The following is a 26,351-nucleotide window of genomic DNA, read 5'->3' as shown; positions in this document are numbered from 1 at the left end:
GCCGTGATCTTTCCCACCGCTAGTTTCCCGTCGAACCGGGTCGGCTAAGGACGCTGATGAGGCAACACGTGCGCATTCCGCTGCCGGACGGCAGTTCACTTGACGCGACCGTGGCGTTGCCGGAGGGGGTCGCGCCTGCGGCCGGATGGCCGGGGGCGGTGGTCGTGCATGAGATCTACGGCATCGAACCGGACATGCTGGATGTGGTCGACCGGTTCGCCGAGCATGGATATGCGGCAATCCTGCCTGACTTGTACAGCCACGGCACCAGAATCGGATGCCTGGCGCGGGCCATGCACCAGTTCACGACCGGTAAGCCGGGGCGGCCGACCGCCGACATCGACGCGACCCGGCAATGGCTGGCCGACCGCGATGACGTCGACGGCAGCCGGCTCGGCGTGATCGGATTCTGCATGGGCGGTGGGTTCGCCCTCGCCTACGCGGCGAGCACGCCCCCCGGTGTGCGGGCCGCATCGGTGAACTACGGCGCGGTTCCCCGCGACCAGGAAGAACTGCGGACGGTATGTCCGGTCGTGGGCTCCTACGGCGGGCGGGACCGAGGCTTCCGGGCGCACGGCACGCGGCTGCAGGAGCACATGAGGGCGCTCGGCCTCGAGCACGACGTCGAGATCTATGCGGCGGCCGGGCATTCCTTCATGACCGACGGCCACCACCCCCTCGCGAAACTCGCGCTGTTCCCGCTGCGGCACGGCCTCGTCCAGCCGACCGCGGACGACGCGTGGCAGCGCACCTTCGCCTTCTTCGACAAGTACGTCGCCAACGGCTGACGTGGGCGGCGCCTCATCGTTCCATCGCAGATAATCCGCACCGGGACGACTTGGTAGGCTGATGACATGACAGCGATGGCTCCCGCGCGTACAGAAACAGACCTGTCCTTCCTGCTCGACCACACCAGCCACGTGCTGCGCACCCAGATGTCGGCGGCGCTGGCCGAGATCGGGCTGACGTCGCGCATGCACTGCGTGCTGGTCCACGCGCTGGAGGAGGAGCGCACCCAGATCCAGCTCGCCGAGCTCGGCGACATGGACAAGACCACGATGGTGGTGACGGTCGACGCACTGGAGAAGGCCGGGTACGCCGAGCGCCGCCCGTCCAGCACCGACCGCCGCGCGCGCATCATCGCGGTCACGGACACAGGCGCGGCGATCGCCAGGCGCAGCCAGGAGATCGTGGACGGCGTGCATCGGGCGGCGCTGACGGCATTGCCCGAGGACGAGCGCGAGGTCCTGGTCCGCGCCCTGAATCGCCTGGTCAGCGGGCATCTTGCCGCCCCCGCCGAGGGAGCCCAGCAGACGCGAAGGGCACGGGAGCGCGGAAAGTAGGTCCGAAGAGGATCGTCTATTACGGAACTATCTGCTACGGTCTCTCATGTCGACTTGAGACGGGAGAGACCATGTCGTACGTGCGTAACTCGCGCTGGACCGCCCTGGGAGTGCTGTCCGCGACGGGACTGATGACGATCCTCGACGGCAGCATCGTGACGGTGGCGATGCCCGCCATCCAGGAGGACCTCGGCTTCTCGGGCGCGGAGCTGAGCTGGATGGTCAACGCCTACCTGATCCCCTTCGGCGGGTTGCTGCTCCTGGCGGGCAGGTTGGGCGACCTGATCGGGCGTCGGACGATGTTCCTGACCGGGAACATGATCTTTGCCGCCGCCTCCGTGCTGGCAGGCGCCGCCACCGATCCCGGACTGCTCATCGCCGCCCGGTTCCTGCAAGGCGTGGGGAGCGCGCTGGCCTCCGCCGTGGTCCTGGGCATCCTGGTGACGCTGTTCACCGACCCGCGCGAACGGGGCAAGGCCATCGCGATCTTCAGCTTCACCGGGGCCGCCGGCGCCTCGATCGGCCAGGTCCTGGGCGGTGTGCTCACCGACGCCCTGAGCTGGCCGTGGATCTTCTTCATCAACGTGCCGATCGGCGTGATCACCGTCGTGCTCGCGCTACTGGCGCTGCCCGCCGACCGCGGGATCGGGCTGGCCGCCGGCGCGGACGTCCTCGGGGCCGTGCTGGTGACCACCGGCCTGATGCTGGGCATCTACACCGTCGTCAAGGTCGAGGAGTACGGCTGGCTCGCCGCCCACACCCTTGGCCTCGGCGCGGTGTCGCTGGCCCTGCTCGCCGCGTTCGTGGCACGGCAGGCCACGGCCAAGGCCCCGCTCATGCCGCTGCGGATCCTGCAGTCGCGCAACGTGGTCGGCGCCAACCTCGCCCAGATGCTCGCCCTGTCGGGGATGTTCGCCTTCCAGGTCCTCGTCGCGCTCTACATGCAGCGGGTCCTGGGGTATGGGGCGCTGGACACCGGGCTGGCGATGCTTCCTGCCGCCGTGGGCATCGGCTCGATCTCGCTGTTCGTCTCGGCCCGGCTCAGCGCCCGCTTCGGCGCCCGCGCCGTCCTGATGGCCGGCCTGGCCCTGCTCATCGGGGCCATGCTCCTGCTCACCCAGGTCACGGTGAACGCCGGCTACGTCACTCACCTGCTCCCTGCGATGCTGCTGATCTCCGGCGGCGGGCTCGTGCTCCCGGCGCTGGCCACGCTGGGCATGTCCGGCGCGCGGGAGAGCGACGCGGGTCTGGCGTCCGGTTTGTTCAACACCACCCAGCAGGTCGGCATGGCCATCGGCGTGGCGGTGCTCTCCACGATGGCCGCCTCGCGCACGGGTGAGCTGCTGGCCTCCGGAGCCGGCCAGGCCGCCGCGCTGACCGGAGGATACCGGCTGGCGTTCGGCATCTCCGCCGGGCTGTTGCTCGCGGCGTTCGCCGTGGCGCTCGCCGTCCTGCGCGCCCCGGCCGCCGCCGGCGAACCCGCTCAGCAGGAGGTGGCTGCGACCTCCTGAGACGGGCCTCCCCGCCCGGCGCGCTGCGGCCCGCCGGGCGGTTTGGCGCTCTGTGCCTTCATGGGTTGAACAGCAGGAGCAACACGGCCGCACGCGGGACGCTGGTGGCGCCGCTGCCTTCGGGGCACAGCGACCTGGCCATCGGCACGGCGGCGCGGACCGACCTCAAGGGGATGTGGCGGGTGGCGCGGTCCGGGCGGGGTCGGGGTACGGCGGTCGTCAGGCGGCGGTCGTCTGGATCAGGGAAGCGAGCGCGGAGCGGCTCTGCTGGAGCGTGGAGATCCGGGCGTCCATCTCGCTGAGCTGCTCGTCCAGGTAGCGGCGGACGCACGGGTGCAAGTCGGCCAGGCTCGGCCCCTCGACGCAGGGAAGGATCTCACGGATCAGGTGCGTGGGCAGCCCCGCCGCCAGCAGTCCCCGGATGTTGCGGACGGCGGCGGGCGTGTCCTCGGCGTAGCGGCGGTGACCTCCGCCGCTGCGCTCCGAGCGCAGCAGGCCCTGCTCCTCGTAGTAACGCAGCATGCGGGTGCTGGCCCCGGTCTCCCGCGCCAGATCACCGATCTTCATGTGACGTCCCTCACAAACCCTTGAATCTCACACCGGCGGCAAATCCTACGGTCTTGGCCATGAGCGAGAAACTGATCGACACCAATCACGACAACATCCTGCTGGGCGGGGATCTTCCGGTGCGCAGGATCGGCTACGGAACCATGCGGCTCGCGGACGGTCCGGACTCCCCGCGCGGGGCCGAGGCGCACATCTGGCGCCCCCCGGCCGACCGGGCGGCCGCGATCGCGGTGCTGCGCCGCGCGGTGGAGCTGGGCGTCACCCTCATCGACACCGCCGACGCGTACGCGCTCGGCGGCGGTGAGGAGCTGGTCGCGGAGGCGCTGTACCCGTACGGCGACGGCGTGGCGGTGGCGACCAAGATCGGCGTGCTGCGGCCGTCCCCTACCGAGTGGGTGCCGCTCGGCCACCCCGCCTACCTGCGGCAACAGGCCGAGCTGAGCCTGCGCCGCCTTCGCGTCGAGCGCATCGACCTGCTTCAGTTGCACCGCATCGATCCGAACGTCCCGCTCGCCGACCAGATCGGGGCGCTCAAGCAGCTGCGGGACGAGGGCAAGGTGCGGCATCTCGGCCTGTCGGAGGTGTCGGTGGAGCAGCTCCGCGAGGCGGCCGAGATCGTCCCGATCGTCAGCGTGCAGAACATGTACAACCTGGCCACCCGGCAGCACGAGCCGGTCGTCGACCACGCCGCGGCCGGCGGCATCGCGTTCATTCCGTTCTTCCCCGTGGCGATGGGCGCGCACGCGGGTCCGGACGGGCCGGTCGCGGCGGTGGCGCGGGAGATCGGCGCGACGTCGGCGCAGGTGGCGCTGGCCTGGCTGCTGCACCGCTCGCCGACCATCGTCCCCATTCCAGGAACGACCTCTCAGTCGCATCTGGAGGAGAACCTCGCCGCGCTGGATCTCAGCCTGACCGACGAGCAGTTCGCCCGGCTGGACCGGGTCGGCCGGTGACACCCCTGGATGAAGGCTCACCCGCCTAGCGGCGGCCGAGGCCTGCGTCGCGGGCTCGGACGATGGCCTCGGCGCGGTCGGCGACGTGCAGCTTGGCGAAGATGTTGGAGACGTTGTTGCGTACGGTCTTCTGCGACAGGAACAACGCCGAGGCGATCTGCGTGTTGGACCGGCCGGCCGCCACCAGCGCGAGTATCTCCCGCTCGCGCGGCGTGAGCTGCGGGAACACCGGATCGTCGGTGACCGCGGCCCCTTGGAAGAATTCGGCCACCCGCAGCGCGACGGCCGGCCCGAAGATCGCCTCACCGTGCGCGACCGCCGTGATGGCGCGGACGATCTCCGCCTGGCCGGCGCCCTTGAGCAGGTAGCCACGGGCGCCGGCGCGCATGGCGGCGAACAGCGTGGCGTCCTCCTCCGACATGGTCAGCACCACGACGCCGATGTGCGGGCTGTCGGCGGCGATCCGCCTGGTCGCCTCGATGCCGTCGAGCCCGGGCATGCGCACGTCCATCACCACCACGTCGGGCTGCAGATCGGCGGCGCGCTCGACCGCCTCCGCGCCGTCCGCGGCCGTGCCCGCCACCTCGATGCCCGGTATCGAGCCGAGCAACACCGCGAGCCCGTCCCGGTAGACCGGGTGGTCGTCGGCCAGCACCACGCGGATGGTCTCGTCAGACACTCGCCACCTCCATCAAGCCAGACAATCCATCGGCAGCCGGGCGCCGACCAGCGTCCCCCCGCCGGGCGGGCAGCTCACTTCGCAGTGCCCGCCCAGCTCGGCCGCACGCTCGCGAAGCGACAACATGCCGACGCCGGCGGCCACGTCGGGCCCGATGCCGCGGCCGTCGTCCCGCACCGTCACCTCCAGCCCGCACTCGCCCACGCGCAGGCTGATGTCGCAGCGTGCCGCACCCGCGTGCTTGACCACGTTGGCCAATGCCTCGGACACGATACGGTAGGCCGCCACCTCCACCGCCGCGGGCAGCGCGTCCAGCGCGCCGTCGCCGGTGACACGGACGTCCAGCGCGGCCGAGCGGACCCGGTCGGCCTGCTGCTCGATCGCGCGCAGGACGCCGAGCTCGTCGAGCGCCGGCGGGCGCAGGTCGTGCACCAGCCGGCGCATGTCGGCCAGCACGCCGCCGACGTCGGCCGCCGTCTGCTCCAGCAAGCGGTCGGCCTGGGCGGGCGCGGTGGCGGCCAGGTTCCTGGCCGCCTCGATCCGCAGTGCCATCGCGCCCAGGCTGGGGCCGAGCCCGTCGTGCAGGTCACGGCGGAGCCTGCGGCGTTCCTCCTCACGGGTCAGGACCAGGTGGGCGCGGATGCGCTGCAGGTCGGCGCTGAGCTCGGTGGCCCGCGCCGCCGCGGCGGCCTGCCGTACGAGGTCGCCCAGCAGCCGCTGGTCCCGCTCGCTCAGCTCGCCGGCACGGCACAGCACCAGCCGCCCCACGACCTCGCCCCGGTAGGCCACCGGCAGCGACACCGACGGCCCGCGGGGCGTCCCGCGTTCCACGACGGAACGGTCCCCGTTCGGACGTTCGATCTCCACCCGCACGTACGCCAGCCGGAACGCCCCGGCCAGCGTGGTCGCGACCGCGAGCAACTGCTCATCCGGGTCGGTCGCCAGCTCCAGCCGCTCGGCCAGCGTCGAGACCGCGGCGTAGGGATCGTGCCGGGGACCGCGGGTCAGCCGCCGCGCCCCGCGCCACAACCAGCCGCGGAGCGGCGCGTAGAGCACGGCCACGATCGCGATCGCGGCCAGGGCGGAGTCGCGTTCGCCGAGCACGCTGCCCGCCGCTGTGAACACCGCCACGTCCACCAGCACCACCAGCGCCGCCAGCACGCCGTAGGCCACGGTGGCCGAGATCAGCCTGTCGACGTCGTAGAGCCGGTATTTGGTGACCGCCACGACGACCGCCGCCGAGGTCAGCGCGATGGCCAGGCCCAGCAGCACCGCGGGCAGCTGCGGCGGCACCGTGAGCGGCGTCAGCAGGACGACCATGTCCATCAGGGCCGCCCACATGAGCCACCGGATCTGGGCCCGCCGCTCTGGATCGGCCACCCGGTAGCGGCGCACCGTCGCCGCGAACGGCACCACCAGGCTCACCAGGATCGACACGTACGCCACGCTGAGCGCGGGCTCCCAGAACGCGTACGGCAGCGGGACCGCCAGCGGATCGAGACCCAGCCGGGCGATCTCCGGCGGCAGCTGCGTGCCGTGATATCGCGCGATCACCGTGAACGGCACGGTGATCAGCAGGACAGGCAGCAGCCCGGTCAACGCCAGGCTCGTCACCGACAGCGCGCGCCAGACCCGGCCCTCCGGCAGCCGCCCGTCCGGGAACAGCAAGATCAGCACCGGCAGCCCGAGCAGCAACGTCGAGCCGAAACTTGCATAGAACCAGTACGCCGCCGACGCGCCCGGCGTACCCGGCGCCACGTAGATGGCGTAGGCAGCCCAGCTCGAGGCCAGGGAGTCCACCATCCACAGCAGCCCGAATCCGGTCAGCACCCAGGCAACGGCGTGGCGCGGCAGCAGACGCAGCAACAGCACGCCGGGCAGCAGCATCGCCAGCCCCCACAGCGCCGACGGCCACCCGAGGTCAAGCTCCGCCGCCTCCGGGATCGGCACGCCGCGCGCCTGGATGTCCAGCACCACCGTCGCCACCGCGATGGCCAGCCCGGCGGCGGCCAGCACGACCGGCAGCATGCCTCGCCCCTTACCTGTCATGCCACGAATTACATCCTGACTTCAGTCCTTTTGTCCCGGGACAGGGGTCCCGATCGGGAAGGGACGCCGGGCTCTGCCTGCCCGGGTCTCCCGGCGCGGACTCTGGGTGCCACGACAAGAAAGGAATCGTCATGGACGCCCACATCAGCACCACCCCGGCCAGGGCCAGGACCGATGTCCCCACCCACGGTCTGCCACCCGCCCCCCGCCGCATCACTCCCGAGGCCGTGCGCCGGCTCGGGCTCACGCTCACCGCGGGCACCGTGGCCTGGGCCACCAGCGTCTTCCTCTTCGGAACCGTCAACGACGGGTTCGAAGAGCGCGTCGGCGACCTGACCGGGCTGGCCTTCCAGCTCGGCGTGTTCGCCCTGCTCACCGTGCAGATCCGCACCCTGGCGACGGGCGTGTCGCGGGTCTCCAGGATCATGCTCAAGGTCGAGCTCGTCCTGCTCGGGCTGGCCAGCCTGTGGTCGCTGCTGCACGGCGTTCTCCCGGACCCCGCCCAGGACCATGTGGCGCTGGCCATCCTCGACGCGTTCTGGCCGCTGTCGATGCTGGGCATGATGATCATCGGCGTGAAGCTGGCGGTGGCCGGACGGTGGAGGGGACCGCTGCGGTGGTGGCCGCTGATCGCGGAGAGCTGGGGCGTGGTGACGGTCCCGCTGTTCATCCTGGTCGGCGAGGACAGCGCGCGCTGGGTGGGCGGCGGACACCTGCTCCTCGGCTATGCCACGCTGGGTGTGCTCCTCGCCCTCCGGCCCGCCCTGGTCATCCCGCGTGACTGACCCGGCCGGTCCTGCGCTTTCCGCGAGGTTGACCGCGCTCCACGCCGGGCGGGCGGTTTCACGAACCTTCCGTCCGCCCACGGGTGGAGATCGCGATGATCGCAACGACGACGGCGACCAGGACCGCCGACAGGGCCGGCGCCCACAACGGCGCCACGAGCAGCAGCAGCGCGCCGACGGTGGCGCCGCAGAGCAGCGCCGCCAGCCTGCCCACGCCGCCGGCGGCACGCCGGAGCGGCGTCCCGGCCCCGGCGGCGGCACGCCCGTGCGGCGTCCCAGCCTCGCCGTCGGCACGCCCGTGCGGCGTCCCAGCCCCGGCGTGCACGAGGCTGGTCAGAGTGCCGGTCAGGTAGGTGGTCGATGCTCCGGGCACGCCGGAGCCGATCGTCAGCGCGCTCTGCACACCCATCGCCGCGGATGCCGGCGCCAGCAGCAGCACGGCGACGGTCGCACTCGGCTGCCCGCCGGTGGCCAGCCAGCCAGCGCACACGCAGACCAGCAGCGCCAGCTCGGCCGCGGCGATCAAACAGGCCCGCCGGCGCCAACCGGCCCCACCGCGACCCGCTCCACCGCGACCCGCTCCACCGCGACCCGCTCCACCGCGACCGGCCCCACCGCGGCCGAGCCTGCCGCGGCCGAGCCCGGTGCTGGCGGCCGCGACGCCGAGAGCGTAAGCGGCGACGGCTGTGGCGGCGCCCGCCGCCAGCGCACCGTCCAGCGTCGCGACGCCACGCCCGAGTTGCACGAGATTGCCGGTGATGACGCTGGCGAACGGGCCTCCGAGCCGCATCACGCACACCGCGTCCAGGCAACCCGCCGCCGCGGCGAGAACCACGAGAAGGCGCACCGCCACCCGCTCGGACACCACTGGACCCGTCCCGCTCAACGCGTCACCGGGCGGCCTGATCTCCTTGGGTGACATGCCGCGTCCTCCTTGTTCAGCCGAGAACGGTGGTCGCCGCCCGGCGGCCCCGTCACGTCACGCGCGGTACTGATCCTTTCCCACGCGCGCTCGGCCACGCCGTCACAAGCAGGCGAGCCGCACCGGGCCGGCCACCATCGACTGGTCGCCGGTCGTGTTCCCCTTGCCGTTGTCGGTGATCTTCACCATGACCAGACCGGTGGTGACGACCACCGGGACCGGCGCCGGCACCCACGTGCCCTGCCGCATGCGCTGGTCGAGGGTGAACTCCGCAACCGTCCGCGCGTCCTCGTCGAAGCCGTCGCTGACGGTGTACCAGACCCGCTGCCCGGCGAACCCGGACTTAGGGACGTACACCCCCACCAAACATTGGCGCTGACCGCGCAACCCCGTGGTGAACCTCCACTGGAAACTGTTCTGCGGATGCGTGGCGGCCAGCGGGTCGTACGTCAGCTCCGAGAACAGGAAACTGTCCCCGCAACCCGCGCCCGTCCAGCCAGGTGCGCTGGCGTCCTTCCAGCCGTCCCGGCCCGGCACCCCATTGATCCGGACGCTCCGGCTGGTGTCACGCGGGCAGCCCGGCCCCGCAACCGCCGAGAAGGCCGGTCGGACCTGGGTCGAGCCACCCTGGGTGCGCTGCGGTTGCGGCTCCGGACCGAGCCGGGTGCGCTGGGGACGCGGCTGCCCGGCTCGGGACGTGGTCGGCTCCGCTTGAGGTCGTGCCGGGAGTGCCCCGTCGGCCCTGGGCGTGGGGCCCTGGGTCTGTACGGCGGGCACGGATGCGGGCACCTGGCCCTGGCGGAAATGGATGACCGCGAACGCCGAGACCACCGCCACCTGCCCCAGCACCCCGACGATCACCCAGGTCTTGACGGAGCTGCGCCGCGGACGGGCCTGCTGCGGTGGATAAGCGGGCGAGACACGGGGGTACACCACGGTGTCGTGGGACTTGTCCAGCTCTCCTCTGAGGGTGTGCCAGATCTTGGTCCATTCGGCCTGATCGCCACCGCACGCGGCCACGTACGCCTGCGTGAGCGCCAGGCTCGGCAGCTTCTCACCCGCGGCCACCTCGGAGAGTTCCGAGGCCGAATACCCCGTCTTACGCTTCATCCTGCGATAGCTCGGATTGCCCGCTCTCGCCCGGAGGTCGCGCAACTCCTGGGCGAATTCCTGGAGCGGATCGGGCGGCGTCGGTCGCTTGTGCCGCCCGCCGGCCGTGCTTTTGTCGACCGTTGTGTTCTTGCTTGTCATCGTGTCCCCTAGCGATCGAGCGTTGCCCCTGATTCGGGGCCATACGGGTTGCGGACTGATCACCAATCGGCGATTTCGCCGGGTCGTGTCGTCGTCCATGCGTGCGGCAGGCACGCTCAGGAGCCGGCCGCGCCGTTACGGACAGGCGAGCCGGACGGGGCCGGCCACCATCGACTGGTCGCCGGTCGTGTTCCCCTTGCCGTCGTCGGTGATCTTCACCATGACCAGACCGGTGGTGACGACCACCGGGACCGGCGCCGGCACCCACGTGCCCTGCCGCATGCGCTGGTCGAGAGTGAACTCCGCAACCGTCCGCGCGTCCCTGTCGAAGTCGTCGCTGACGGTGTAGCGGACCGCCTGGTCGGCGAAGGAGGACTTAGGGACGTACACCGCCACGAAGCACTGCTGCCGGCCGCGCAACCCCGTGGTGAACCTCCACTGGAAACTGTTCTGCGGATGCGCGGCGGCCCGCGGGTCGTACCGCAGCTCCGAGAACAGGAAACCGTCCCCGCAACCCGCGCCCCTCCAACCTGGCACGCTGGCGTCCTTCCAGCCGTCCCGGCCCGGCACGCCGCTGACGAGCACACTGCGGCTGGTGTCACGCGGGCAGCCGGGCCCGGCGACCGCTGTGAAGGCCGGCCGGGTCTGCTGGTCCGGCTGGACGGGTGGCGCGGGAGGCTCTGCCGCTCTGTTCTGTGACATCGGCGACGGCGACGGTTTCCGCTGGGCTGATGGAGGTTTTTGGAACGCTCCAATCGTGCCCAGCCCGATCAGCCCGAGCGTGGCCACGATCGCCGACAGCCTGATCGCGCGGCCCCCTGGACGCGCCCGCCGGTGGTGAGCGTTCGCGGCACGCGTCAGCCCGACGCCGCCGTCGGAGGGCCTGTCCAGGTCCCCTCTCAGCGTGTGCCAGATCCGGGTCCACTCGTCCTGATCGCCGCCGCATGCGCCCACGTACGCCTGCGTGACCGCCAGGCTCGGCAGCCTGTCCCCCGCCGCCGCCGCGGACAGTGCCGAGGCCGAGTAGCCGGCCTTGCGCTCCATCGCCCGATAACTCGGATTGCCCGCCGCCGCCCGGAGGTCGCGTAGCCCCTGAGCGAATTCCTGGAGCGGACCGGGCGGCACCGGGCGCTCCCGTCGTCCTCGTGTGGTGCTCTCGTTCTGCAACATCGTGCCCCCTGCCGAGATGAACTGTCGCCTCCTATTCGTCGGTCGCCCCGCCGGTGGACTGCTCATTTGACAAAGGCGTCGACCGGGCACGCAAAAGCGGGTGACCCCTGGTCAGGGGCCACCCGCGGCCGGCGGTCCGAAGGGGAACGAGACCTCGTCAGTGCGTCGTTGAACGCAGCCTCGGGTTGAACACCCATCCCTGCAACAGCGCGAACCGGATCGCCGACGCCAGCCCGTTGGCCAGGATCACCGCGATCAGCTCCGCCGTCGCCGACGAGCCCGATGGCAGGACGGCCAGGCCCAGCGTGGAGATCGCCAAGCCGATGAGGAAGGCGATGAGCCCACCCAGATGATCGCGCACCGCTCCCGCCCTGCCGGTCACCCCGAACGTGAACCTCCGGTTGGCGGCGGTGTTGGCGATCGCCGTGGTGAGCATGGCGAGGGTGTTGGCGGCCATCGACGGCAGGATCGCGGAGAGCGCCCAGAACAGAACCAGATAGGCCACCGTGCACAAGGCCCCGACAACCGCATAGGACGGCAGCCGGCGGGAGAGCGCGGCGGGGGCCGGGCCCGATGCCGCGGCCGGGGCGTGGGGAGTGACGGTCAGGACGCTCATGACGTCGATGATCGAGAGCCCGCATGGGAGCCCCCTTGGCCGAGCATGAAACGCAGGTGAGAAATGCCGCCGATCAGCGCGGCCTGGCCATGGTTCCTTCCGCGTGGCATTGTGCCTGCGTTCCGGCGCGCCCTACGATCTGATCATGAGAGTGGTCGATATCCGGATTTATCCTGTTAAATCCGGTGCCGGGTGTCCCGTGCCCGAAGCCACCGTGGAGCCATGGGGGCTGGCCGGAGATCGGCGGTGGGCGGTCGTCGACGTGTCCCCCCGGCCGCCGGGGAGCCGGTGCCTGTCGGCTTCACCGGCCTGGATCAGGCGATCCCCGCTGACGACGAGGCCCACGCGTGGTTCAGCCGGCTCCTGGGCCGCACCGCCCGGCTGGTCTGGCTGGACGACCCGCGCCGCCGTACCATCGACCCGGCCCACGGCGGCCTGCCCGGCGAGGTCGTCAGCTTCGCCTGGGACGCGCCGCTGCTGCTGACGTCGGCCGCGTCGCTACGCGTGCTGGATGCGCAGATCGGCGGGGACACCCCGCTCGACATGGCGCGTTTCCGCCCCAATGCGGTGATCGACGGCGCCGAGCCGTACGTCGAGGACTCCTGGACCGACATCAGGATCGGCGAGGTCGACTTCCGTGTCTCGGAGTTGTGCGACCGTTGCGCAGTCACCACCATCGACCCCGTGACGCTGGTCAAGGGCAAGGAGCCGATCCGCACCCTCGCGAAACACCGCCGCTGGGACGGCAAGACCTGGTTCGGCATCCGCCTGGTGCCACGGAACCCGGGACGGCTCCGGCTCGGCGATCCGGTGACCGTCACCTCGGATGGCCGGGGCTGATGGCCGCCCTGCAGGCGGTCCTGGTCCACGGTCTATGGTGGAAGTGAGGGAGGGTCATCAAGCCGAACCTGTGTTCCAGAGGAGGCTGTGATGAGGGAACACTACGTCTGGGTGACGACACGCCGCATCAGGCCGGACGCGCTGGAGGAGTTCGAACGGGCCTGGCGCCCGGAGCCCTATCCGGAGGGCCTGCGCCACGCCTACGCGTACTGGTCCGAGGACGGGCAGGAGATCACCGGGGTGTCGTTCTGGGACTCGAAGGAGGCCTGCGACTCCTGGCGAACCTCCGAGGGCGAGGCGCGCCGACGCGAGGCCATGGCCCCTTACGTCGTCGAGGAGCGAGAAGGCTTCTACCGCGGCCGTGAGCTCGCCGTACCCGTGCGATAGAGGCAGCCGGGGGCGACGGCGCGTTGCCGCGCCGTCGCCTGGCTCGATCAGCTGTAGAAGTACTTGGAGCCGCGGTTCACAGTAGTGCCCCGCTCGCCCCAGTAGGTCTTGACCGTGGCGCGGTAGTAGGTGTCCTCGTACGCGGTGGCCAGGCTCCGGCACGTGGGGTCCCCGGAGGTGCTGTAGTCCCTCCAGGTGTGGGAGGGGCCTCCCCCGTTGACCGGGACCAGCACAACCTCCACCCAGCGAGAGCCCTCGCCCGTGTACGCGTCGGCGCAGATCCTGTCCGCACCGTCGTCGTAGGAGACGATGCCGTCGCCGACGTTCCACGAGAACGAGGCCGCCGAGGCCGGCTGCGCGAGAACCATGCTCGCCGCCGCCACACCGATGCCCACAACGGCCGTCTGGATCAGTTTCTTCATCTTTTCCCTTCCGGCTCGAGCGGCTCGTCGCCGCTCGCAGCCGATCTTGGACCAGCCGACCGGACTGACAAAAGGCCTGACACGCAGTGTTCGCCACCTAGACACCCAAACGTAGACATCCGCCCACCAAGGGGACATTCATCACACGAGACGCGTTAGACGCGGGAACGGTCCAGGGATCAGCCGACCCGGCGGAAGGCGACGGTCGCGCGGTAGCGGTCGTGACGCTCCCCCTCCGCTTCGGCCTCGGCACTGATGACGTCCAGTTCGGCGTCAGGACCGAAGAAAGCGTGAGCCTCAGCCCGGGCGTTCTCTCTGATCTCGTCTGGAGTCGCTCCACTCACGGTGACCCGCAAGGTGAGCGGGAACCCTGTCACACTCATTGGCGGCCTTCTTTCGGAGGTTACGATCATTTTATGTTTGCCGGAATAAACGGCCACACCTGCAGCCTGCGCTCAACTAAAACCGTCCTCAAGCTGTAACAAAGACAGTAAAACTGGTATCTCCGTCTATTTGCCACCTTCCGCTCTCCATGAGCCCGCAACGCGCGGTCGCTCGTCAGGAGTGGACGGCGCGGACCTCCGTCACCGTGAACGTGTTGGCGATGTGCCGGTTATCGATGAGGAACCCGACCAGTCCAGCAACCGCCTCCGTCCCGGTGGCGGCCCGTGCCTGCCCGCTGAGGAGATAGACCAGGGGAGTGGACGGCTGGTCGAGCGAGAAGCTACAGCCGTGGCGGCGCACGTCTTTCAGCGCCCTGATCGGCATCGGCCGCGTCGAGGTGAACCACACCGCGACCTCCCACAGCGGCAACGCCGGGTCGGCCTCCGTCGAGGCGCGGTAGCAGGCGACACAACCCTGGCCGGCGTGCAGGCCGTGTGGGCAGGTCCATCGGACGACGTCGGCGTGGGACTGCTCGCGGGCGCCCAGCTTCGCCGTCTCCGTCACGCGGCGACGTACGCGTCGCGCCCAGTGTTCGGACGGGGGAAAGGAATCGGAAACGATGATCAAATCCTTTCGCGTACGTGCCGCGGCTGCCGTGGGGACGGATCTCTGCGGCGGGTGCCCCACGGAGTACAGAGGTGGTCAGTCGGCTGAGGCGTTGTTCGGCCGGGTGAAGGAGACCAGGTGGTCGATCTCGGCGAAGCCGGCGGCGTCGAACAACGCCGCGGACGATTCCGGGTCGCCGGCGGCGTACAGGATCGCCTCCGATGCTCCGTGTTCGCGCAGGAGGGCATCGGCCTGGAGCAGCAGCGCCCGTTCGAGGGCCGGATCGCCGTGGTCATCGGCCGCGCTGAACCACCACAGGACACCGAGGCCGTCGATCGGCTCCTGCGCGACGAGTTCGGCGGAGGAATCGTCGTCTCGGGCCTTCAGCAACCAGCCGGATGGGGCCGCGCTCGCGACGACCTCGACCAACGGGCACGCCGTGCCAGGAAGGTCACAAGGTGTCGTGCGGCGCAGGTAGCGCCAGGAGTTCCGGGCGACGAACCCCGCGTGTTCGAGCACCTTACGCGTGACGGGCCGGCGGCCCGTCGGCAAGGCGGCCAGGCCAAGGCCCAGCGCGGCGGTGAAGGCGTGCACAGGCTTGCCGCCGCCCAGTCCGCGAAGGGCGTGGGAGACGAGCGCTTCGACGACGTCCAGGATCTCACGTCCGTGCAACCACAGGATCTGGGCGGCGCTGCGATCCCGATGTACCGCGTACGACACGACGCCCGCAGGGTGACCGTCCGGATCCACCAGCACGTCGATGCTGGGGTGTCTGATGTCGGCCCAGGGATCGGGATCGCGGCGGGACGTTCCGGCCACGGCCTGATCCAGCAGGTCCGGCGTGCACGGCGGCTGTCCGGGCAGGCGGTCGGCGTCGATGAGCGCCAGCACGGACTCCCTGTCCGCGTCACGGTAGCGGCGAATCCTGGTCCCCGGCCTGGATGCGGGGGCGCGCGAGTGGCAGCACGTGAGGATCTCGGTCGCGGACATCGTGTTGCCGGTGCGTGCGGCGGTTCTCATGGCGGCGGCCGCAACGGGCCCCGTGGTGTCCGGCGGGATCACCAGGAGCAGGAAGCCATCCTGGCTGCCGCGGATCACCCTGATCGTGTTGGAGGTTGCCGAGAGGCCGCTGACACGCAGGAAATGACCGTCGATGAGCAGGTGGGCGGGGACCTCGTCCCATGCCGCCGTGTCGAGCCTGACCCGCAGGATGGGACCGAGCCGGTCCTCCAGGATGCGAACGAGGGCGGGCAGCTCGCGGTGGAGATCGGTGGAGTGGGGCCACCAGGCGCCGTCGAGCGTTCCGTCCCTGGTCAGCGTGGGCTCGAGGAACACCCGGGCCGGTTGGAGGGCGATGGGCATGACGGGTGCGTGGTGGTTCGGCATCTGATGTGCCGCCTGTCTCCGGCGCGATCGACCGGCTGGTCTGGGAAGACGCCGACGCGGCTGCCGACATGCGGAATATCCCAGGTAATCCACCATACGCCGCCCCGGCTCGGCTCCCTGAACCACACACGGGAATGCGGGATCTTGGGGGTGAACGCGGTCTGGGCCCGCACCCAATGTGGGTGCGGGCCCAGACTTACGAACGTGCGAGGTCAGGCGGGGACGATGTTCTCCGCCTGCGGGCCCTTCTGGCCCTGGACGATGTCAAAAGACACCTTCTGACCCTCGTGCAGCTCACGGTAGCCGCCATTGGCGACGATGTTGGAGTAGTGGGCGAAGACGTCGGCGCCGCCGCCGTCCTGCGCGATGAAGCCGAAGCCCTTTTCAGAGTTGAACCACTTGACGGTTCCGGAAGCCATGTCGATCTCCTCGAGATGTGTGCAGGGACGCAATTCGCACCGTGCGAATTGCCGTGTCGCCGCGATGAGCCCATCCGGAGATGACCGGGAAACAAAAACGCGCCTTGCAATCACTCTGCCAGGCGCGCACAAAGCATGTTATGGGTACAACAACTGCAACGACAGGTAGTCTAGCACAGGCATTCCACCACATCGTCCAGCCGTCCAGCGGGCATTTATCGGCAATCGCGATTTACTCACGGCTGAACATATCCGGCAGGTGGGCACGCACCGCCTGCAACCGCCGCGGCACCGCTACGTGGACGGGAGCCCATGCGTACTTGCGCGGCGAGGGCGTGATCGGCCACCATCGTCGGCATGACTAGTGGAAAGGGCGGTCTCCGCCCAGGCCGTTGAGGCCGATGGAGCCGGCCGAGGAGCCGGCCCACGACATCAATCTCCCCGCCGCCACGTTGCTGGCGCGTCTCGAACCCCTGCCGCACCCGCGCCGCATGCGCGCGCTGGCACTTCACGCCCGCCGCCTGGCCGGCACCTCTCACCTGCGCGTTCTCCTGCGGGAGCTGCTCTCGCAGGATCAGTACGCGCGGCGCATGGCCCTGCACGTGGCCATGGCGGCCCGTGACCTCGGTTTCATTCAGGAGATCCTCGCCGGGCCGGACATGGGGCTGCGGCGCGCGGCCCTGCGCGCGGTGCGCACCCTCCCCGTGCCTGATCCCGCGGTGGCCGCCGTGCTTCAGGACGCGCCCACTGAGCTGCGGCTGGCGTTGTACCGCACGCTGGCGCAGGCCCGCAGGACCGCACTGGCCGAGTCCCTGCTGCCGGACGTCCAGGCTCGCTGGGGGGGACCGCGAGGCCGCCGCGCTGCTGCCTGCCTGCGGCACCGGGACCGTCACGCAATGGCTGCCCAGGCTCGCCCATGCGGTGACGTCCTGGACGGCGCTGGCCAAACGGCACGCGGGCGCGGTCATGGCGGTGGCCGAGCAGGATGTGTCCACGGGAGTTCCGGCGTGGGCCTGGTGGCGTCGCCGCGGCGCGGGTGTGGCGCGCGCCGCGCTCGCCGAGCCGGCTCTCATGCTGGCCCTGCTGGAACGACACGACCTGCGTCACCTCGCCTTCCGGCTGCCGGGTGCGGTGCTGAACGCACTGTTCAGGGCGGACCCCGCACGTGCCATCAAAGTGCTGGTCGACGGCTCATCGATCGGCTGGGCGGAGCCGCCCAAGGCACTGCTCCGCCACCTGCGGTCGGGTTCGGAAGCGGAGATCCTGCGCCTCGCCTCGGCCGAACACCGGCTCGGCCCGGTGTTGCGGTCGCTGCCACCCGCCCGGCGGACCGCGATCTTCGAGGCGGCCGCCGAGCGTAGAGGTGGCTCGACCGGGCTGTGGGGGATGCGGCTGCTCAGGTGGCTGCCTGCCGAGACGGCGGCGGGCGCGGCCGGACGCATGCTCGCCTGGCACGACTCGGTGTGGCACTCGGCCCGTTCCCGCCTGGACGATCCGGACATCCCGCTGAAGCTCACCTCCTACCTGCCGTACGAGGAGGCCGTCGGCCCGCTGCGCGAGGCGGCCGTGGGCGGGGACCCGCGGCGGCGCGGGCTGGCCAGGACTCTGCTGGTGCAGTGCACGGCCCGGACCCGGAACCGGGCGGCGCTCCACACGCTCCTGGCCGACCTGGCCCTGCGTACCGTCAACGAACAGGATCCGCTCCGCCGGGACCTGCTTACTGCCCTGGCGGACGTACCGCCGGGGCTGCTCGACGACTCGTGTGCGGAGACGCTCGAACGCATCGCCACCGACGCGGTCGAGGCCCCGGACTCCTCGCCCGCCACTCAGGAAGCGCTTCGCAGCCTGGCCGGTCGGATCCTGCGGCACCACGACCCGGCCGCCGCACCCGCACTGACCGCATGGGCGCTGGGCGCGTACGGAAAGCTGGTGGCCCGCCACGGCGCGGGCGGCCTGCCCGCACAGGCGCTCCAGGCCTCCCCCGTCCGCCGCCGTCGTCGTCGCGACTACGCCGACGCGCCCATGGAGCCACACGGTCTGGACCGCGTGTTGCGTGCGGGCCAGGAGCACGACCTGCTGGCAGTGCTGCGCCCGCACCTGCGCGCCGCGCGCGAGCGGGAGGACTTCACGCTGGCCGTGGCCCTCGCCCACGCGCTCGGCCGCCGCTCATGGGCGCTTGCCGAGCTCCAGGACGACTTGCGCGCCGCCATCCGCACGGCGCCGGAGCCGCTGGCCCGCGAGGCCGCCGACCTGTGGCTGACCCGCCCGCACGGCCGCCGCCGGCGGCGACCCGCCGCCCGGGCGTATCGGTCGGCGGGAGCCGACACGGCCGCCGCGCAGCCGCCGCCGAACCCTGCGACTCTGCGGCTGGAGCGGGCGGTCGAACTCGTACGCGAGGACCCGTCGGCCGTGACGCTACCCGCCGTCTGGCGCACGGTGGCCCGGCACCGCACCGACCTCCTCCTCCCGCTGCTGAACGGGAACCACGGCGGCCGGTTCGCCGACTCCTCGTCGGTGCCGCCGACCGGTCGCGGCCGGTTCGCCGACCCCACGTGGGTGCCGGCGGTCGGCGGCGGCGACGCCGGCCGGTGGACACCCGAGCAGCGCGACCGAATCCGCACCGGGCTCGCCGCCGTCGTGGACGACGAGCGGCTGCCCGTCGCCGCCAGGGTGGCCGCCATCCAGGCGACCGGCCGGATCGGCGGAGGCCTCGCCCTGCTCGCCGCATGGGCGGACCGGGAGGCGACGGTGCTGGCCGAAGCCGCCATCACGGCCATGGCAAGCGCCGGCGAGCCGGACCGGGCGGCGCCCGTGCTTCTGCGCCACGCCGGCGGCCAGGCCTCCCGCGTCGCGGTGGCCGCACTGGCCCGCTGTTGCCGGGCCATCGCCCCGTCCCGGCTCGGCCCGCTCCTGGAGCAGGCGCTGACCGCGCCCGGCAGCAAGGTGACGCTGCGCAAGCTGGCCGCCCGCCAGCTGGGCCGCAACCGCCCGCCGGGCGCGGTGGACGTGCTGCTGCGGACGTGGGCGGACTCCCGGCTGCACCCGGACGTACGCGTCGCCGTGGCCTCGGTGCTGCTCGGGATGCCCGAGGACCCGCGCACCCTGGACGCGCTCGCGGATGCCGCCGACCGGCACGCCGGCGAGCCGATGCTGCGCACGCTCTTCCAGGCCCACCCGATGGCGTACGCCCCTGACGTCCGCCCCGCCTACGCGGACCTCGTACGGCGGCTGCTCATGGCCGCCGACCTCCCCGGCGTACGCTTCCGCGGGTCGAAGGCGTTCGGCGTGTGGGCGCCCTGGTACCGGGGCGACCTCGGGGAGATCATCGACGCGGCGGCAGACCCAGGGGCGAACGAGCAGGTCATAAAGGTGTTCCTGGCCTTGCTGCGGACCGGGACGATCCGGTCCGAGACGCTCGACGTCCTCACCCGGCTGGCCGCCGCCGTACCCGGCGACGGCCTGGAAACGCCGGCGCGGGAGCGCGTGGCCACCATCGCCTCGGCCCTGGCCGCGATGCAGGACACGGCGGAGCCGTGGCAACGGCGACTCGCCCGTGACGCGATGGACCTGCTCGCCGCGCAACCGCTCCTGCTCCCCCAAGCGGCCCGGCTCGCCGTGGCCCTGCTCCCCACGGACGAGACGGACGGCGCCGGCGAGCCTGCGGGGTTCGCCGATGCCCTGTGCGCGCTGGCGGACCTGCTCCGGGACCGGCCGGTCCTCGCGGCCCGTACGGCCGACAAGGCGACCTCGAAGCTTTTCGGGGACTACGGCAGGCGGCCGCCGATACCGCCCGCCGCGGGGCTGCCCGCCGCCCGCCGCCTGACGGACCGCGGCGATCTGGCGGGGGCCCTGTTCGCCTGCGAACTCATCCGGGTCGGCGGGGAGCGCACCGACTGGGCCGCCCCATGGCGGGAGGTCCTCCGTGACCTACGCGAGTCCCCGCACCTGGAGGTACGCCAGGACGCCTGGGACATCACCGTCGCCTGACTTCAGGGGACAAGCCGGCTCGGCGCTCAGCTCTGCGGATGCGTGGACAAGTTGACGAGGAAATGACGGTATATGTCCGGCAGCTTGACGGGTGATTAACGCCTCAGTCATCTGCATTTCATACGCTCGATCAAATGGCAAAGCTGAAACGCACCGCTGGGCCGGCGGTCCTCATCGTCCTAGCTCTGGCCGCCTCAGCCGCCGGTGTGAGCGGGGCGGCGCTCTTGGCCGCCCGCGAAGACGTACCCCAGAGTCTCCCGATCAGCGCGTCGATCTCCGCCTCGGGCTCGACCGCGCAGAAGGGCGCGATGGACGCCTGGCGTGCCGAGTTCCACCGCATCCACCCCGACCTGCGGGTGGACTACCGGGCCAACGGATCGGGGAACGGCATCCGGGACTTCATCGCGGGCACCACCGCGTTCGCCGGCTCCGACGTCGCGATGCACCCCTCCGAACAGGCGCAGGCCGACCGTCGCTGCGGCAGCCGCGCGGTGCACCTGCCGATGGTGGTCGGCCCCATCGCGCTGGCCTACAACCTTCCGTCCGTACCGGATCTGAAGCTTTCGCCCACCACCCTGACCGGCATCTTCAGCGGACGGATCACCAGATGGGACGCCCCGGAGATCGCCGCCGACAACCGCGGCACGCGCCTGCCGCACACCGGCATCCGGGTCTTCCACCGCTCCGACGACTCGGGGACGACCCACAACTTCACGACCTATCTCAAGGCGGCGGGCCACTGGCCGCACCAACCGTCCAGGAAGTGGCCCGGCCGGGGGCACGGCGTCTCGGGCTCCTCGGGAGTCTCCGACTCCGTCCAGCACACCGAGGGTTCCATCGGGTACGTGGAGTACGGGTTCGCCAGCAACGCCCGCCTGAGCACCGCGAAGGTCCGCAATGCTTCCGGCCAGTTCGTGGAGCTGTCGCCTCAGAGCGCCACCAAGGCCCTGGAGGGCGCCCGGCCGGCCGGCCGGAATGATGACCTGGTGGTGGAGTTCGACTATCTGACCAAGGTCAAGGGCGCCTACCCCATCGTCCTGGTCACGTACGAGATCACCTGCTCGAAGAACGCCGACCCGCTGGTGGAGACCTTCCTGCGCTACACCACCGGCGACGCCGGCCAGTCCTACCTCTCCCTGTACGGCTACGCCCCGCTCCCCCAGGACCTCCTCGTCAAGGTGCGTGAGCGGCTCGACGTGACCGGCTGAGCCCGCCGCGTGGTCACGCGGTGACCACAGATCATTTCGCGAAGATTCTGGTAACAAACATTTCCCGAAATAACCGGTCTATCGTATTGCCATTGACTGGAATTGTTGGAACATATGGTCTGAGTCGTCGAGTGAGGTCCATAGATCGCTTACCGCGAGAAGGTGGGCGGCGAGGGGAAAGGGGCAACGCTCATGCACCGAAGAGCTGTCCGAAACCTGGCCAAGCTCGATTCCACGCAAGCCAGAATCACCCGGATATTCGACGCCGCAGCAGGCGGGAAGAACAACTTCCTGCTGGACAAGGCCACAGTGCGCCATTTCGATCAAGTGACCCCCGCGATCACCACCGCCGCCCGCGCCGTGCTTCAGTTTTTGTCCCGAGTGGTACGCCACTTGGCCGCCGACGAAGGCGTGGACCAATTCATGATCGTGGGGAGCGGAGTCCCCAGCGGCCTCTCGGCCGGGCACCGATTGCACGACATAGCGCGCCGCGCCTCGGCCAACCCCGATCTGCGGGTCGTGTACGTGGAGAACGACCCGATGGTGGTGACCATGGCGCAAGCCACCATCGAACCCTTCACCGACCTGGTCCGCGTCGTGGAGGGTGACGTGCGGGAGATCGACGAGATGCTCGGGGACCCGGTGATCCACACGTTCCTCGACTGGGACCGGCCCCTGGCCGTGTTGCTGCTGTCGACGTACAGCCTCGATGACGATGAATACGCCCATTACGTCATCAAGCGGCTCCGGCACATCGCGCCGATGGGAAGCTTCCTCGGCCTGTTGCACACGACGTTCGACAGCATCCCGCCGGAGCTGCTGCCCGCCATCCGCGATCTGCTCGCCATGACGCTGCCGGGTCTCACGATCCGCTCCAGGGACGAGGTTGCGGCCTTGCTGGACGGTCTCGACCTGGTGGAGCCCGGTCTGGTGTGGGTCCCGCAGTGGCGTCCCGCCGAGCGTGATCTCGCCTGCCGCGACCAGCCAGGCTCATCGGGCAACTACGGCGCCGTGGCCCGCATCCCCTGAGCAGGGATACCGCACGACCACCGAGACACGAAATAGCAACAATTCTGTCTATCCCGGATTCCAAGAGTGAAGACGACGGGTTACCGTAGGGATTGGGAGCGCTCCCAAGCGAGAGATGTGATGCACATGTCCCCCCACCCCGGGTCCTTGTCGGCCGCACCGATCCGCACGGCGGAGTACGTGCTGCCGTCAGTGCCCTCCGGCGTCGGCGAGGCGCGCTCCCTTGTCCGCACGAAATTGACCGTCTGGGGCCTCGAGGAGGTCATCGACGATTGCCTGCTCATCGTCAGCGAACTGGTGACCAACGCCGTACGGTACGGCGGAGCGGCCTATGCGCTGCGCTTGGAACAACGTGACGGCCGGCTGTACGGCGAGGTTTTCGACCCGGGTGACGGTGACCCCCACCCGTGCTCAGTAGATGTCGACGCGCTCTCGGGCCGCGGGCTTCAGATCGTCGCGGCGATCGCCGACGACTGGGGAGTGTCCGCCGCGAACGGCGGCAAGATCGTGTGGTTCTCCGTCAGCCACACCGCCTGACGGCGTGCGGCCTTCTGCTCGAGCGCCGGCCCGGCCCCCGGCGCCGCGGCAGGCAGGCGAAGGGGGCCGGGCTCGGCAGCGTGGGTGCTCAGAACCTGATCTTCCGCAGGTAGCGGTATCCGACCTCCGCCGTCTGCCGGGGAGTCACGTCGGGGGTGTCGTTCTCCACGATGTACTCCAGCACACGGTGCCTGTCGAAGATCCGCCGGAAGTCGATCGTCCCGGTGCCCAGGTCGGCCATGTCACCGTCGAGATGCCGGTCCTTGACGTGGAACTGCAGCACCCGCTGCGGCGCCTCCCGGATGACGTCGAGCGCGAAGCGCACCGGGTCGGCGGCGCCGCGTCCGACGCCGCCGGTGACCGCCCAGTAGATGTCGATCTCCAGGTGGACCAGCCGGGGATCAAGCTCGGCGGTGAGCACGTCCCATGGCGTCTTCCCGCCGCCGAGGTCGATCGTGAACTCGTGGGCGTGGTTGTGGTAGCCGTACCGCAGCCCGGCCTTGCGGGCCGCCAGTGCCTCGACGTTCATGCGCTCGGCCCAGGCCTTCCACTGGTCCTCGCTGTCGGAGTTCAGATAGGGCACCACCATGAAGGACTGGCCGAGGGTCAGCGCGTTGGAGATCTTCGTCTCCAGGCCGGCGTCGTCCGCGCTGATGCCGTCGTGGCTGGAGGTGGCGCGGATGCCGAGCCCGTCGAGGAACGCGCGGAGCTGCTGCGCCGTACGGCCGAAGTAGCCGAGCGCGAGCTCGACCTTCGGGTAGCCGATCTCGGCCAGGTAGGCCAGGGTCGCGTCGTAGTTCTTGGCGAGGTCGTCGCGTACGGTCCAGAGCTGGATGCTGATCTCGCCCGGCGGGACGCGGTCCCTGCCGTGGTGGTGCGGCGAGGTCGCCGCGGCGGCAGGGGATGCGGCGGCGAAGGCGGCCGCTCCGAGTCCGAGGCCCGCGGCGAGCAGGGAGCGCCTGCTGGGGCCATAGCCGTAACACATGGGGGTTCTCCTAACTGGTGGGCTCGAGTACGGCCTGGTCGCTACCGGTCAGCGAGGGCAGCCCGTCGCCGCCGGGGTCGGTGTAGGTGGCGACGAAGACGCCGGTGAGGTCGTCGCTCCCCGGGTCGTGGCCGCTCGGCTCGGTGGTCTGGATGGAGCCGGTGCAGCCGCGGGCCGTGGTCTGCGGATGGCCGTGGTCGTCGTGGCCGAGGATGTAGTCCACGGTCACGTTCGCGCAGTCCACCGGCTGGTCGTCGGTGACACGCACCTCGAACTCGACCACGTCGCCGAAGGCGAACTGCCCGCCGTCGGCGGGCCGGACCAGCTCCACGACCGGCGCGGCGTTGCCGACCACGATCCGCACCGACGTCGCCGCGGACATCCCGGCGGGATCGGTGACCCGGAGGGTGGCGTGGTAGAGGCCGTTCTGCTGGTAGGTGTACGAGGCGTCGGGGCTGTGCGCGTCGACCCTGCCGTCGGCGTTGAAGTCCCACGCGTAGCGGAGCCTGTCGCCGTCGGGGTCGGACGTGCCCGCGCTGGTGAAGGCGACGGTGAGCGGCGCATGGCCGGTGGTCGCCGACGCCGCGGCCACCGGAATGGGCGTGTGGTTGCCGGTGTAGCCGATGTAGTCGAAGCGCGAGAGCTGGGCGTCCGGGTTCTCGCTGAAGAAGCCGTCGCCATACTCCAGCACGTACAGCGCCCCGTCGGGACCGAACTCCATGTCCATCGGGTTGTCGAAGACGAGCGAGGGCAACACGTTCTCGATCCGCCGCCCGTTGTCGTGGAAGGCCTTGACGTAGTCACGGGTCCACTCGTAGAAGAGCGGGACGCCGTCGTAGTACTTCGGCCAGGCGATGGGCGCGCGTCCGCTCGCCTTGCGTGGGTCGAAGACGTACGCGGGCCCGGCCATCGGGCCGATGCCGCCGGTGCCCAGCTGCGGGAACTCCTGCGACGGCCCGTACGAGTACCAAACCTCCGGCTGAACCACCGGCGGCAACGCACGCAGGCCGGTGTTCCGCGGCGACTCGTTGACGGGCGCGGCGCAGCTGAACGGCGCGCGCGACGCGCCGGTGGCGAAGTCGTAGTCGACGTACGGGAGCCGCGCGGTCGCGCAGTAGGGCCAGCCATAGTTGCCGGCCTTGCGGACGACCGCCCATTTGCCGTGCCCCGCCGGGCCACGCTGGGGATCGGCTTCGTCCGCGTCGGGCGAGTAGTCGGCCACGTACAGATCCCCGGTGCGCCGGTTGAGCTCGATGCGGAACGGGTTACGCAGCCCCATCGCGTAGATCTCCGGCCGGGTGCCCGCCGTACCGGGCCTGAACAGGTTGCCGCGCGGGATCGTGTAGGACCCGTCGTCGCGTACCTTGATGCGCAGGATCTTTCCGCGCAGGTCGTTGGTGTTGCCGGAGCTGCGCTGGGCGTCGAACGCCGGGTTGCGGTCGGCCCGCTCGTCGATCGGGGTGTAGCCGTCGGAGAAGAACGGGTTGGTGTCGTCACCGGTGGACAGGTAGAGATTGCCGTCGGCGTCGAAGACGATGTCCCCGCCGACGTGGCAGCAGATGCCGCGGTCCACCGGCACGTCGAGGACGCGCTGCTCGCTGCGCAGGTCGATGGTGGCGCCGGTGAAGCGGAACCTGGACAGCCGGATCAGCCCCTTGAAGGGCGCGAAGTCCTGCGGCGTACCGGTGAACGGCGCGTCGCCTTCGTTGACGTCGGGCGTGGCGGGGTCGTCGATCGGGGTGTTGAGCGGCGGGGAGTAGTAGAGATAGACCCAGTCGTCCTGCTTCGAGCCCGTGCCGAAGCCGGGGCTGAGGGCGATGCTCTGCAGTCCCTCCTCGTCGTGCTGGTAGACGTCGAGCCGGGCGGCCAGCGTGTTGAGTCCGGTCTTGGGGTCGTGTAGCCAGACCTCGCCGGGGCGGGTGGTGTGGAGAACCCTCGAATCCGGTAACACCGCCAGGTCCATCGGCTCGCCCGGATTGTCGTTGAGTGTCACCTTCTGGAATTGGGCGTCTGGCGGCGGGGCCGCAGCTCCGGCGGTTCCCGTAGCGTTCGCGGCGGCGGCCGGCATGAGGATCGCCGCGGCCGTCATGGCCGCGATCATGGTTCGCGCTCCCATGCCTCTCCCTTCGGTCTACTCGGGGGGATAAGAGAGGGCAAAGTAACGTGAATGTAACCCGAGTTCCGCCGATCGACGAGGGCCTAATTACCGGAAACCGAGACACCTTTCGCGTCCGATCGGACTAAGTGCCCCGCATGGGCCCCGCTGCTGGGGCACATCCGCCCAGGTAGGCCTGCTCTCTTGAGCCGACCTCGCT

Annotated in this window: 25 protein-coding genes and 1 pseudogene; 12 read left to right on the top strand and 14 right to left on the bottom strand. The window is 70.5% G+C overall.

Features of this window, described 5'->3' with window-relative positions; all coding sequences use genetic code 11:
* The first annotated feature begins 56 nt into the window (after positions 1-56).
* The 3 genes from OHA25_RS11395 to OHA25_RS11385 all read left to right on the top strand — a co-directional run bounded on the left by OHA25_RS11395 (position 57) and on the right by OHA25_RS11385 (position 2,854).
* The gene (locus tag OHA25_RS11395) at positions 57-788 is read left to right on the top strand and encodes a dienelactone hydrolase family protein (protein ID WP_327587536.1); all 732 of its coding nucleotides are present in this window, start codon (positions 57-59) and stop codon (positions 786-788) included.
* 66 nt (positions 789-854) lie between these two features.
* Complete coding sequence (locus tag OHA25_RS11390) at positions 855-1,343, top strand: MarR family winged helix-turn-helix transcriptional regulator (RefSeq protein ID WP_305923258.1); 489 nt, start codon at positions 855-857, stop codon at positions 1,341-1,343.
* 71 nt (positions 1,344-1,414) lie between these two features.
* Positions 1,415-2,854: an MFS transporter gene (locus OHA25_RS11385; RefSeq protein ID WP_327587535.1), complete on the top strand. Its 1,440-nt coding sequence runs from the start codon at positions 1,415-1,417 to the stop codon at positions 2,852-2,854.
* A 219-nt stretch (positions 2,855-3,073) separates the two neighbouring features.
* Here OHA25_RS11385 and OHA25_RS11380 read toward each other — a convergent pair whose 3' ends face one another.
* Positions 3,074-3,421 carry a MerR family transcriptional regulator gene (locus tag OHA25_RS11380; RefSeq protein ID WP_305923260.1) on the bottom strand — a complete coding sequence of 116 codons (348 nt, stop codon included), beginning with the start codon at positions 3,419-3,421 and terminating at the stop codon, positions 3,074-3,076.
* A gap of 59 nt (positions 3,422-3,480) precedes the next feature.
* Here OHA25_RS11380 and OHA25_RS11375 point away from each other — a divergent pair, with 59 nt between their 5' ends.
* On the top strand, positions 3,481-4,374 hold the full coding sequence (locus tag OHA25_RS11375) for an aldo/keto reductase (RefSeq protein ID WP_327587534.1): 894 nt from the start codon (positions 3,481-3,483) through the stop codon (positions 4,372-4,374).
* Between the two features lie 25 nt (positions 4,375-4,399).
* On the opposite strand, the gene OHA25_RS11370 is transcribed toward OHA25_RS11375, so the two are convergent.
* Together OHA25_RS11370 and OHA25_RS11365 are read right to left on the bottom strand one after the other, a co-directional pair.
* Entirely contained in the window at positions 4,400-5,053 is a 654-nt protein-coding gene (locus OHA25_RS11370) for a response regulator transcription factor (RefSeq protein WP_327587533.1), read from the bottom strand.
* A 12-nt stretch (positions 5,054-5,065) separates the two neighbouring features.
* Positions 5,066-7,081 (bottom strand): sensor histidine kinase, encoded by a 2,016-nt coding sequence (locus OHA25_RS11365; RefSeq protein ID WP_327587532.1) that lies wholly within the window; start codon positions 7,079-7,081, stop codon positions 5,066-5,068.
* 152 nt (positions 7,082-7,233) lie between these two features.
* Between OHA25_RS11365 and OHA25_RS11360 the strand changes: the two genes are divergently transcribed.
* Positions 7,234-7,887 carry a hypothetical protein gene (locus OHA25_RS11360; protein WP_327587531.1) on the top strand — a complete coding sequence of 218 codons (654 nt, stop codon included), beginning with the start codon at positions 7,234-7,236 and terminating at the stop codon, positions 7,885-7,887.
* Positions 7,888-7,945: 58 nt separating this feature from the next.
* Here the strand turns inward: OHA25_RS11360 and OHA25_RS11355 are convergent, their stop codons facing one another.
* From OHA25_RS11355 to OHA25_RS11340, 4 genes are all read right to left on the bottom strand, one after another.
* Positions 7,946-8,809 (bottom strand): DUF1275 family protein, encoded by an 864-nt coding sequence (locus tag OHA25_RS11355; RefSeq protein WP_327587530.1) that lies wholly within the window; start codon positions 8,807-8,809, stop codon positions 7,946-7,948.
* 102 nt (positions 8,810-8,911) lie between these two features.
* The gene (locus OHA25_RS11350) at positions 8,912-10,060 is read right to left on the bottom strand and encodes a helix-turn-helix domain-containing protein (RefSeq protein ID WP_327587529.1); all 1,149 of its coding nucleotides are present in this window, start codon (positions 10,058-10,060) and stop codon (positions 8,912-8,914) included.
* Between the two features lie 135 nt (positions 10,061-10,195).
* Entirely contained in the window at positions 10,196-11,230 is a 1,035-nt protein-coding gene (locus OHA25_RS11345; protein WP_327587528.1) for a helix-turn-helix domain-containing protein, read from the bottom strand.
* 157 nt (positions 11,231-11,387) lie between these two features.
* Positions 11,388-11,846 (bottom strand): GtrA family protein, encoded by a 459-nt coding sequence (locus tag OHA25_RS11340; protein WP_327587527.1) that lies wholly within the window; start codon positions 11,844-11,846, stop codon positions 11,388-11,390.
* A 145-nt stretch (positions 11,847-11,991) separates the two neighbouring features.
* Here OHA25_RS11340 and OHA25_RS61235 point away from each other — a divergent pair.
* The 3 genes and pseudogenes from OHA25_RS61235 to OHA25_RS11330 all read left to right on the top strand — a co-directional run.
* Positions 11,992-12,096: pseudogene (locus tag OHA25_RS61235) on the top strand (MOSC N-terminal beta barrel domain-containing protein); the annotation flags it as partial.
* 38 nt (positions 12,097-12,134) lie between these two features.
* Entirely contained in the window at positions 12,135-12,686 is a 552-nt protein-coding gene (locus OHA25_RS11335; protein WP_327587526.1) for an MOSC domain-containing protein, read from the top strand.
* Between the two features lie 90 nt (positions 12,687-12,776).
* Positions 12,777-13,073, top strand: coding sequence for a hypothetical protein (locus OHA25_RS11330; RefSeq protein WP_305923270.1), 297 nt, complete (start codon positions 12,777-12,779; stop codon positions 13,071-13,073).
* A gap of 47 nt (positions 13,074-13,120) precedes the next feature.
* Here the strand turns inward: OHA25_RS11330 and OHA25_RS11325 are convergent, their stop codons facing one another.
* The 5 genes from OHA25_RS11325 to OHA25_RS11305 form a co-directional block, all read right to left on the bottom strand.
* Positions 13,121-13,495 (bottom strand): hypothetical protein, encoded by a 375-nt coding sequence (locus tag OHA25_RS11325; protein ID WP_327587525.1) that lies wholly within the window; start codon positions 13,493-13,495, stop codon positions 13,121-13,123.
* Between the two features lie 179 nt (positions 13,496-13,674).
* On the bottom strand, positions 13,675-13,878 hold the full coding sequence (locus OHA25_RS11320) for a hypothetical protein (protein WP_305923272.1): 204 nt from the start codon (positions 13,876-13,878) through the stop codon (positions 13,675-13,677).
* Positions 13,879-14,053: 175 nt separating this feature from the next.
* Entirely contained in the window at positions 14,054-14,443 is a 390-nt protein-coding gene (locus tag OHA25_RS11315) for a hypothetical protein (protein WP_327587524.1), read from the bottom strand.
* Between the two features lie 138 nt (positions 14,444-14,581).
* The gene (locus OHA25_RS11310; RefSeq protein WP_327587523.1) at positions 14,582-15,847 is read right to left on the bottom strand and encodes a DUF5994 family protein; all 1,266 of its coding nucleotides are present in this window, start codon (positions 15,845-15,847) and stop codon (positions 14,582-14,584) included.
* Positions 15,848-16,083: 236 nt separating this feature from the next.
* Complete coding sequence (locus OHA25_RS11305; protein WP_305923275.1) at positions 16,084-16,290, bottom strand: cold-shock protein; 207 nt, start codon at positions 16,288-16,290, stop codon at positions 16,084-16,086.
* Between the two features lie 921 nt (positions 16,291-17,211).
* Between OHA25_RS11305 and OHA25_RS11300 the strand changes: the two genes are divergently transcribed.
* The 4 genes from OHA25_RS11300 (at position 17,212) to OHA25_RS11285 (ending at position 23,051) form a co-directional block, all read left to right on the top strand.
* Positions 17,212-20,277, top strand: coding sequence for a hypothetical protein (locus tag OHA25_RS11300; RefSeq protein WP_327587522.1), 3,066 nt, complete (start codon positions 17,212-17,214; stop codon positions 20,275-20,277).
* Positions 20,278-20,411: 134 nt separating this feature from the next.
* The gene (gene pstS / locus OHA25_RS11295) at positions 20,412-21,485 is read left to right on the top strand and encodes a phosphate ABC transporter substrate-binding protein PstS (RefSeq protein WP_327587521.1); all 1,074 of its coding nucleotides are present in this window, start codon (positions 20,412-20,414) and stop codon (positions 21,483-21,485) included.
* Positions 21,486-21,677: 192 nt separating this feature from the next.
* Positions 21,678-22,514, top strand: a complete 837-nt coding sequence (locus OHA25_RS11290; RefSeq protein WP_327587520.1) for an SAM-dependent methyltransferase — start codon at positions 21,678-21,680, stop codon at positions 22,512-22,514.
* A 126-nt stretch (positions 22,515-22,640) separates the two neighbouring features.
* Positions 22,641-23,051 carry an ATP-binding protein gene (locus tag OHA25_RS11285; protein ID WP_327587519.1) on the top strand — a complete coding sequence of 137 codons (411 nt, stop codon included), beginning with the start codon at positions 22,641-22,643 and terminating at the stop codon, positions 23,049-23,051.
* A gap of 88 nt (positions 23,052-23,139) precedes the next feature.
* Here the strand turns inward: OHA25_RS11285 and OHA25_RS11280 are convergent, their stop codons facing one another.
* Positions 23,140-24,036, bottom strand: coding sequence for a sugar phosphate isomerase/epimerase family protein (locus OHA25_RS11280; protein ID WP_327587518.1), 897 nt, complete (start codon positions 24,034-24,036; stop codon positions 23,140-23,142).
* A gap of 10 nt (positions 24,037-24,046) precedes the next feature.
* The gene (locus tag OHA25_RS11275; protein WP_327587517.1) at positions 24,047-26,152 is read right to left on the bottom strand and encodes a PQQ-dependent sugar dehydrogenase; all 2,106 of its coding nucleotides are present in this window, start codon (positions 26,150-26,152) and stop codon (positions 24,047-24,049) included.
* Between the last annotated feature and the right edge of the window lie 199 nt (positions 26,153-26,351).

This window comes from Nonomuraea sp. NBC_00507, assembly GCF_036013525.1.
Taxonomy (GTDB): Bacteria; Actinomycetota; Actinomycetes; order Streptosporangiales; family Streptosporangiaceae; genus Nonomuraea.
The sequence above is the reverse complement of the archived record's forward strand: the minus strand, read 5'-3'. Positions and strand labels throughout refer to the sequence as shown.

Coding starts and splice junctions, on each gene's coding strand:
- OHA25_RS11395 (WP_327587536.1), top strand. CDS start 57: ATGAGGCAACACGTGCGCATTCCGCTGCCGGACGGCAGTTCACTTGAC.
- OHA25_RS11390 (WP_305923258.1), top strand. CDS start 855: ATGACAGCGATGGCTCCCGCGCGTACAGAAACAGACCTGTCCTTCCTG.
- OHA25_RS11385 (WP_327587535.1), top strand. CDS start 1,415: ATGTCGTACGTGCGTAACTCGCGCTGGACCGCCCTGGGAGTGCTGTCC.
- OHA25_RS11380 (WP_305923260.1), bottom strand. CDS start 3,421: ATGAAGATCGGTGATCTGGCGCGGGAGACCGGGGCCAGCACCCGCATG.
- OHA25_RS11375 (WP_327587534.1), top strand. CDS start 3,481: ATGAGCGAGAAACTGATCGACACCAATCACGACAACATCCTGCTGGGC.
- OHA25_RS11365 (WP_327587532.1), bottom strand. CDS start 7,081: ATGCTGCCGGTCGTGCTGGCCGCCGCCGGGCTGGCCATCGCGGTGGCG.
- OHA25_RS11360 (WP_327587531.1), top strand. CDS start 7,234: ATGGACGCCCACATCAGCACCACCCCGGCCAGGGCCAGGACCGATGTC.
- OHA25_RS11355 (WP_327587530.1), bottom strand. CDS start 8,809: ATGTCACCCAAGGAGATCAGGCCGCCCGGTGACGCGTTGAGCGGGACG.
- OHA25_RS11350 (WP_327587529.1), bottom strand. CDS start 10,060: ATGACAAGCAAGAACACAACGGTCGACAAAAGCACGGCCGGCGGGCGG.
- OHA25_RS11345 (WP_327587528.1), bottom strand. CDS start 11,230: ATGTTGCAGAACGAGAGCACCACACGAGGACGACGGGAGCGCCCGGTG.
- OHA25_RS11340 (WP_327587527.1), bottom strand. CDS start 11,846: ATGAGCGTCCTGACCGTCACTCCCCACGCCCCGGCCGCGGCATCGGGC.
- OHA25_RS11330 (WP_305923270.1), top strand. CDS start 12,777: ATGAGGGAACACTACGTCTGGGTGACGACACGCCGCATCAGGCCGGAC.
- OHA25_RS11325 (WP_327587525.1), bottom strand. CDS start 13,495: ATGAAGAAACTGATCCAGACGGCCGTTGTGGGCATCGGTGTGGCGGCG.
- OHA25_RS11320 (WP_305923272.1), bottom strand. CDS start 13,878: ATGAGTGTGACAGGGTTCCCGCTCACCTTGCGGGTCACCGTGAGTGGA.
- OHA25_RS11310 (WP_327587523.1), bottom strand. CDS start 15,847: ATGCCCATCGCCCTCCAACCGGCCCGGGTGTTCCTCGAGCCCACGCTG.
- OHA25_RS11305 (WP_305923275.1), bottom strand. CDS start 16,290: ATGGCTTCCGGAACCGTCAAGTGGTTCAACTCTGAAAAGGGCTTCGGC.
- pstS (WP_327587521.1), top strand. CDS start 20,412: ATGGCAAAGCTGAAACGCACCGCTGGGCCGGCGGTCCTCATCGTCCTA.
- OHA25_RS11290 (WP_327587520.1), top strand. CDS start 21,678: ATGCACCGAAGAGCTGTCCGAAACCTGGCCAAGCTCGATTCCACGCAA.
- OHA25_RS11285 (WP_327587519.1), top strand. CDS start 22,641: ATGTCCCCCCACCCCGGGTCCTTGTCGGCCGCACCGATCCGCACGGCG.
- OHA25_RS11280 (WP_327587518.1), bottom strand. CDS start 24,036: ATGTGTTACGGCTATGGCCCCAGCAGGCGCTCCCTGCTCGCCGCGGGC.
- OHA25_RS11275 (WP_327587517.1), bottom strand. CDS start 26,152: ATGGGAGCGCGAACCATGATCGCGGCCATGACGGCCGCGGCGATCCTC.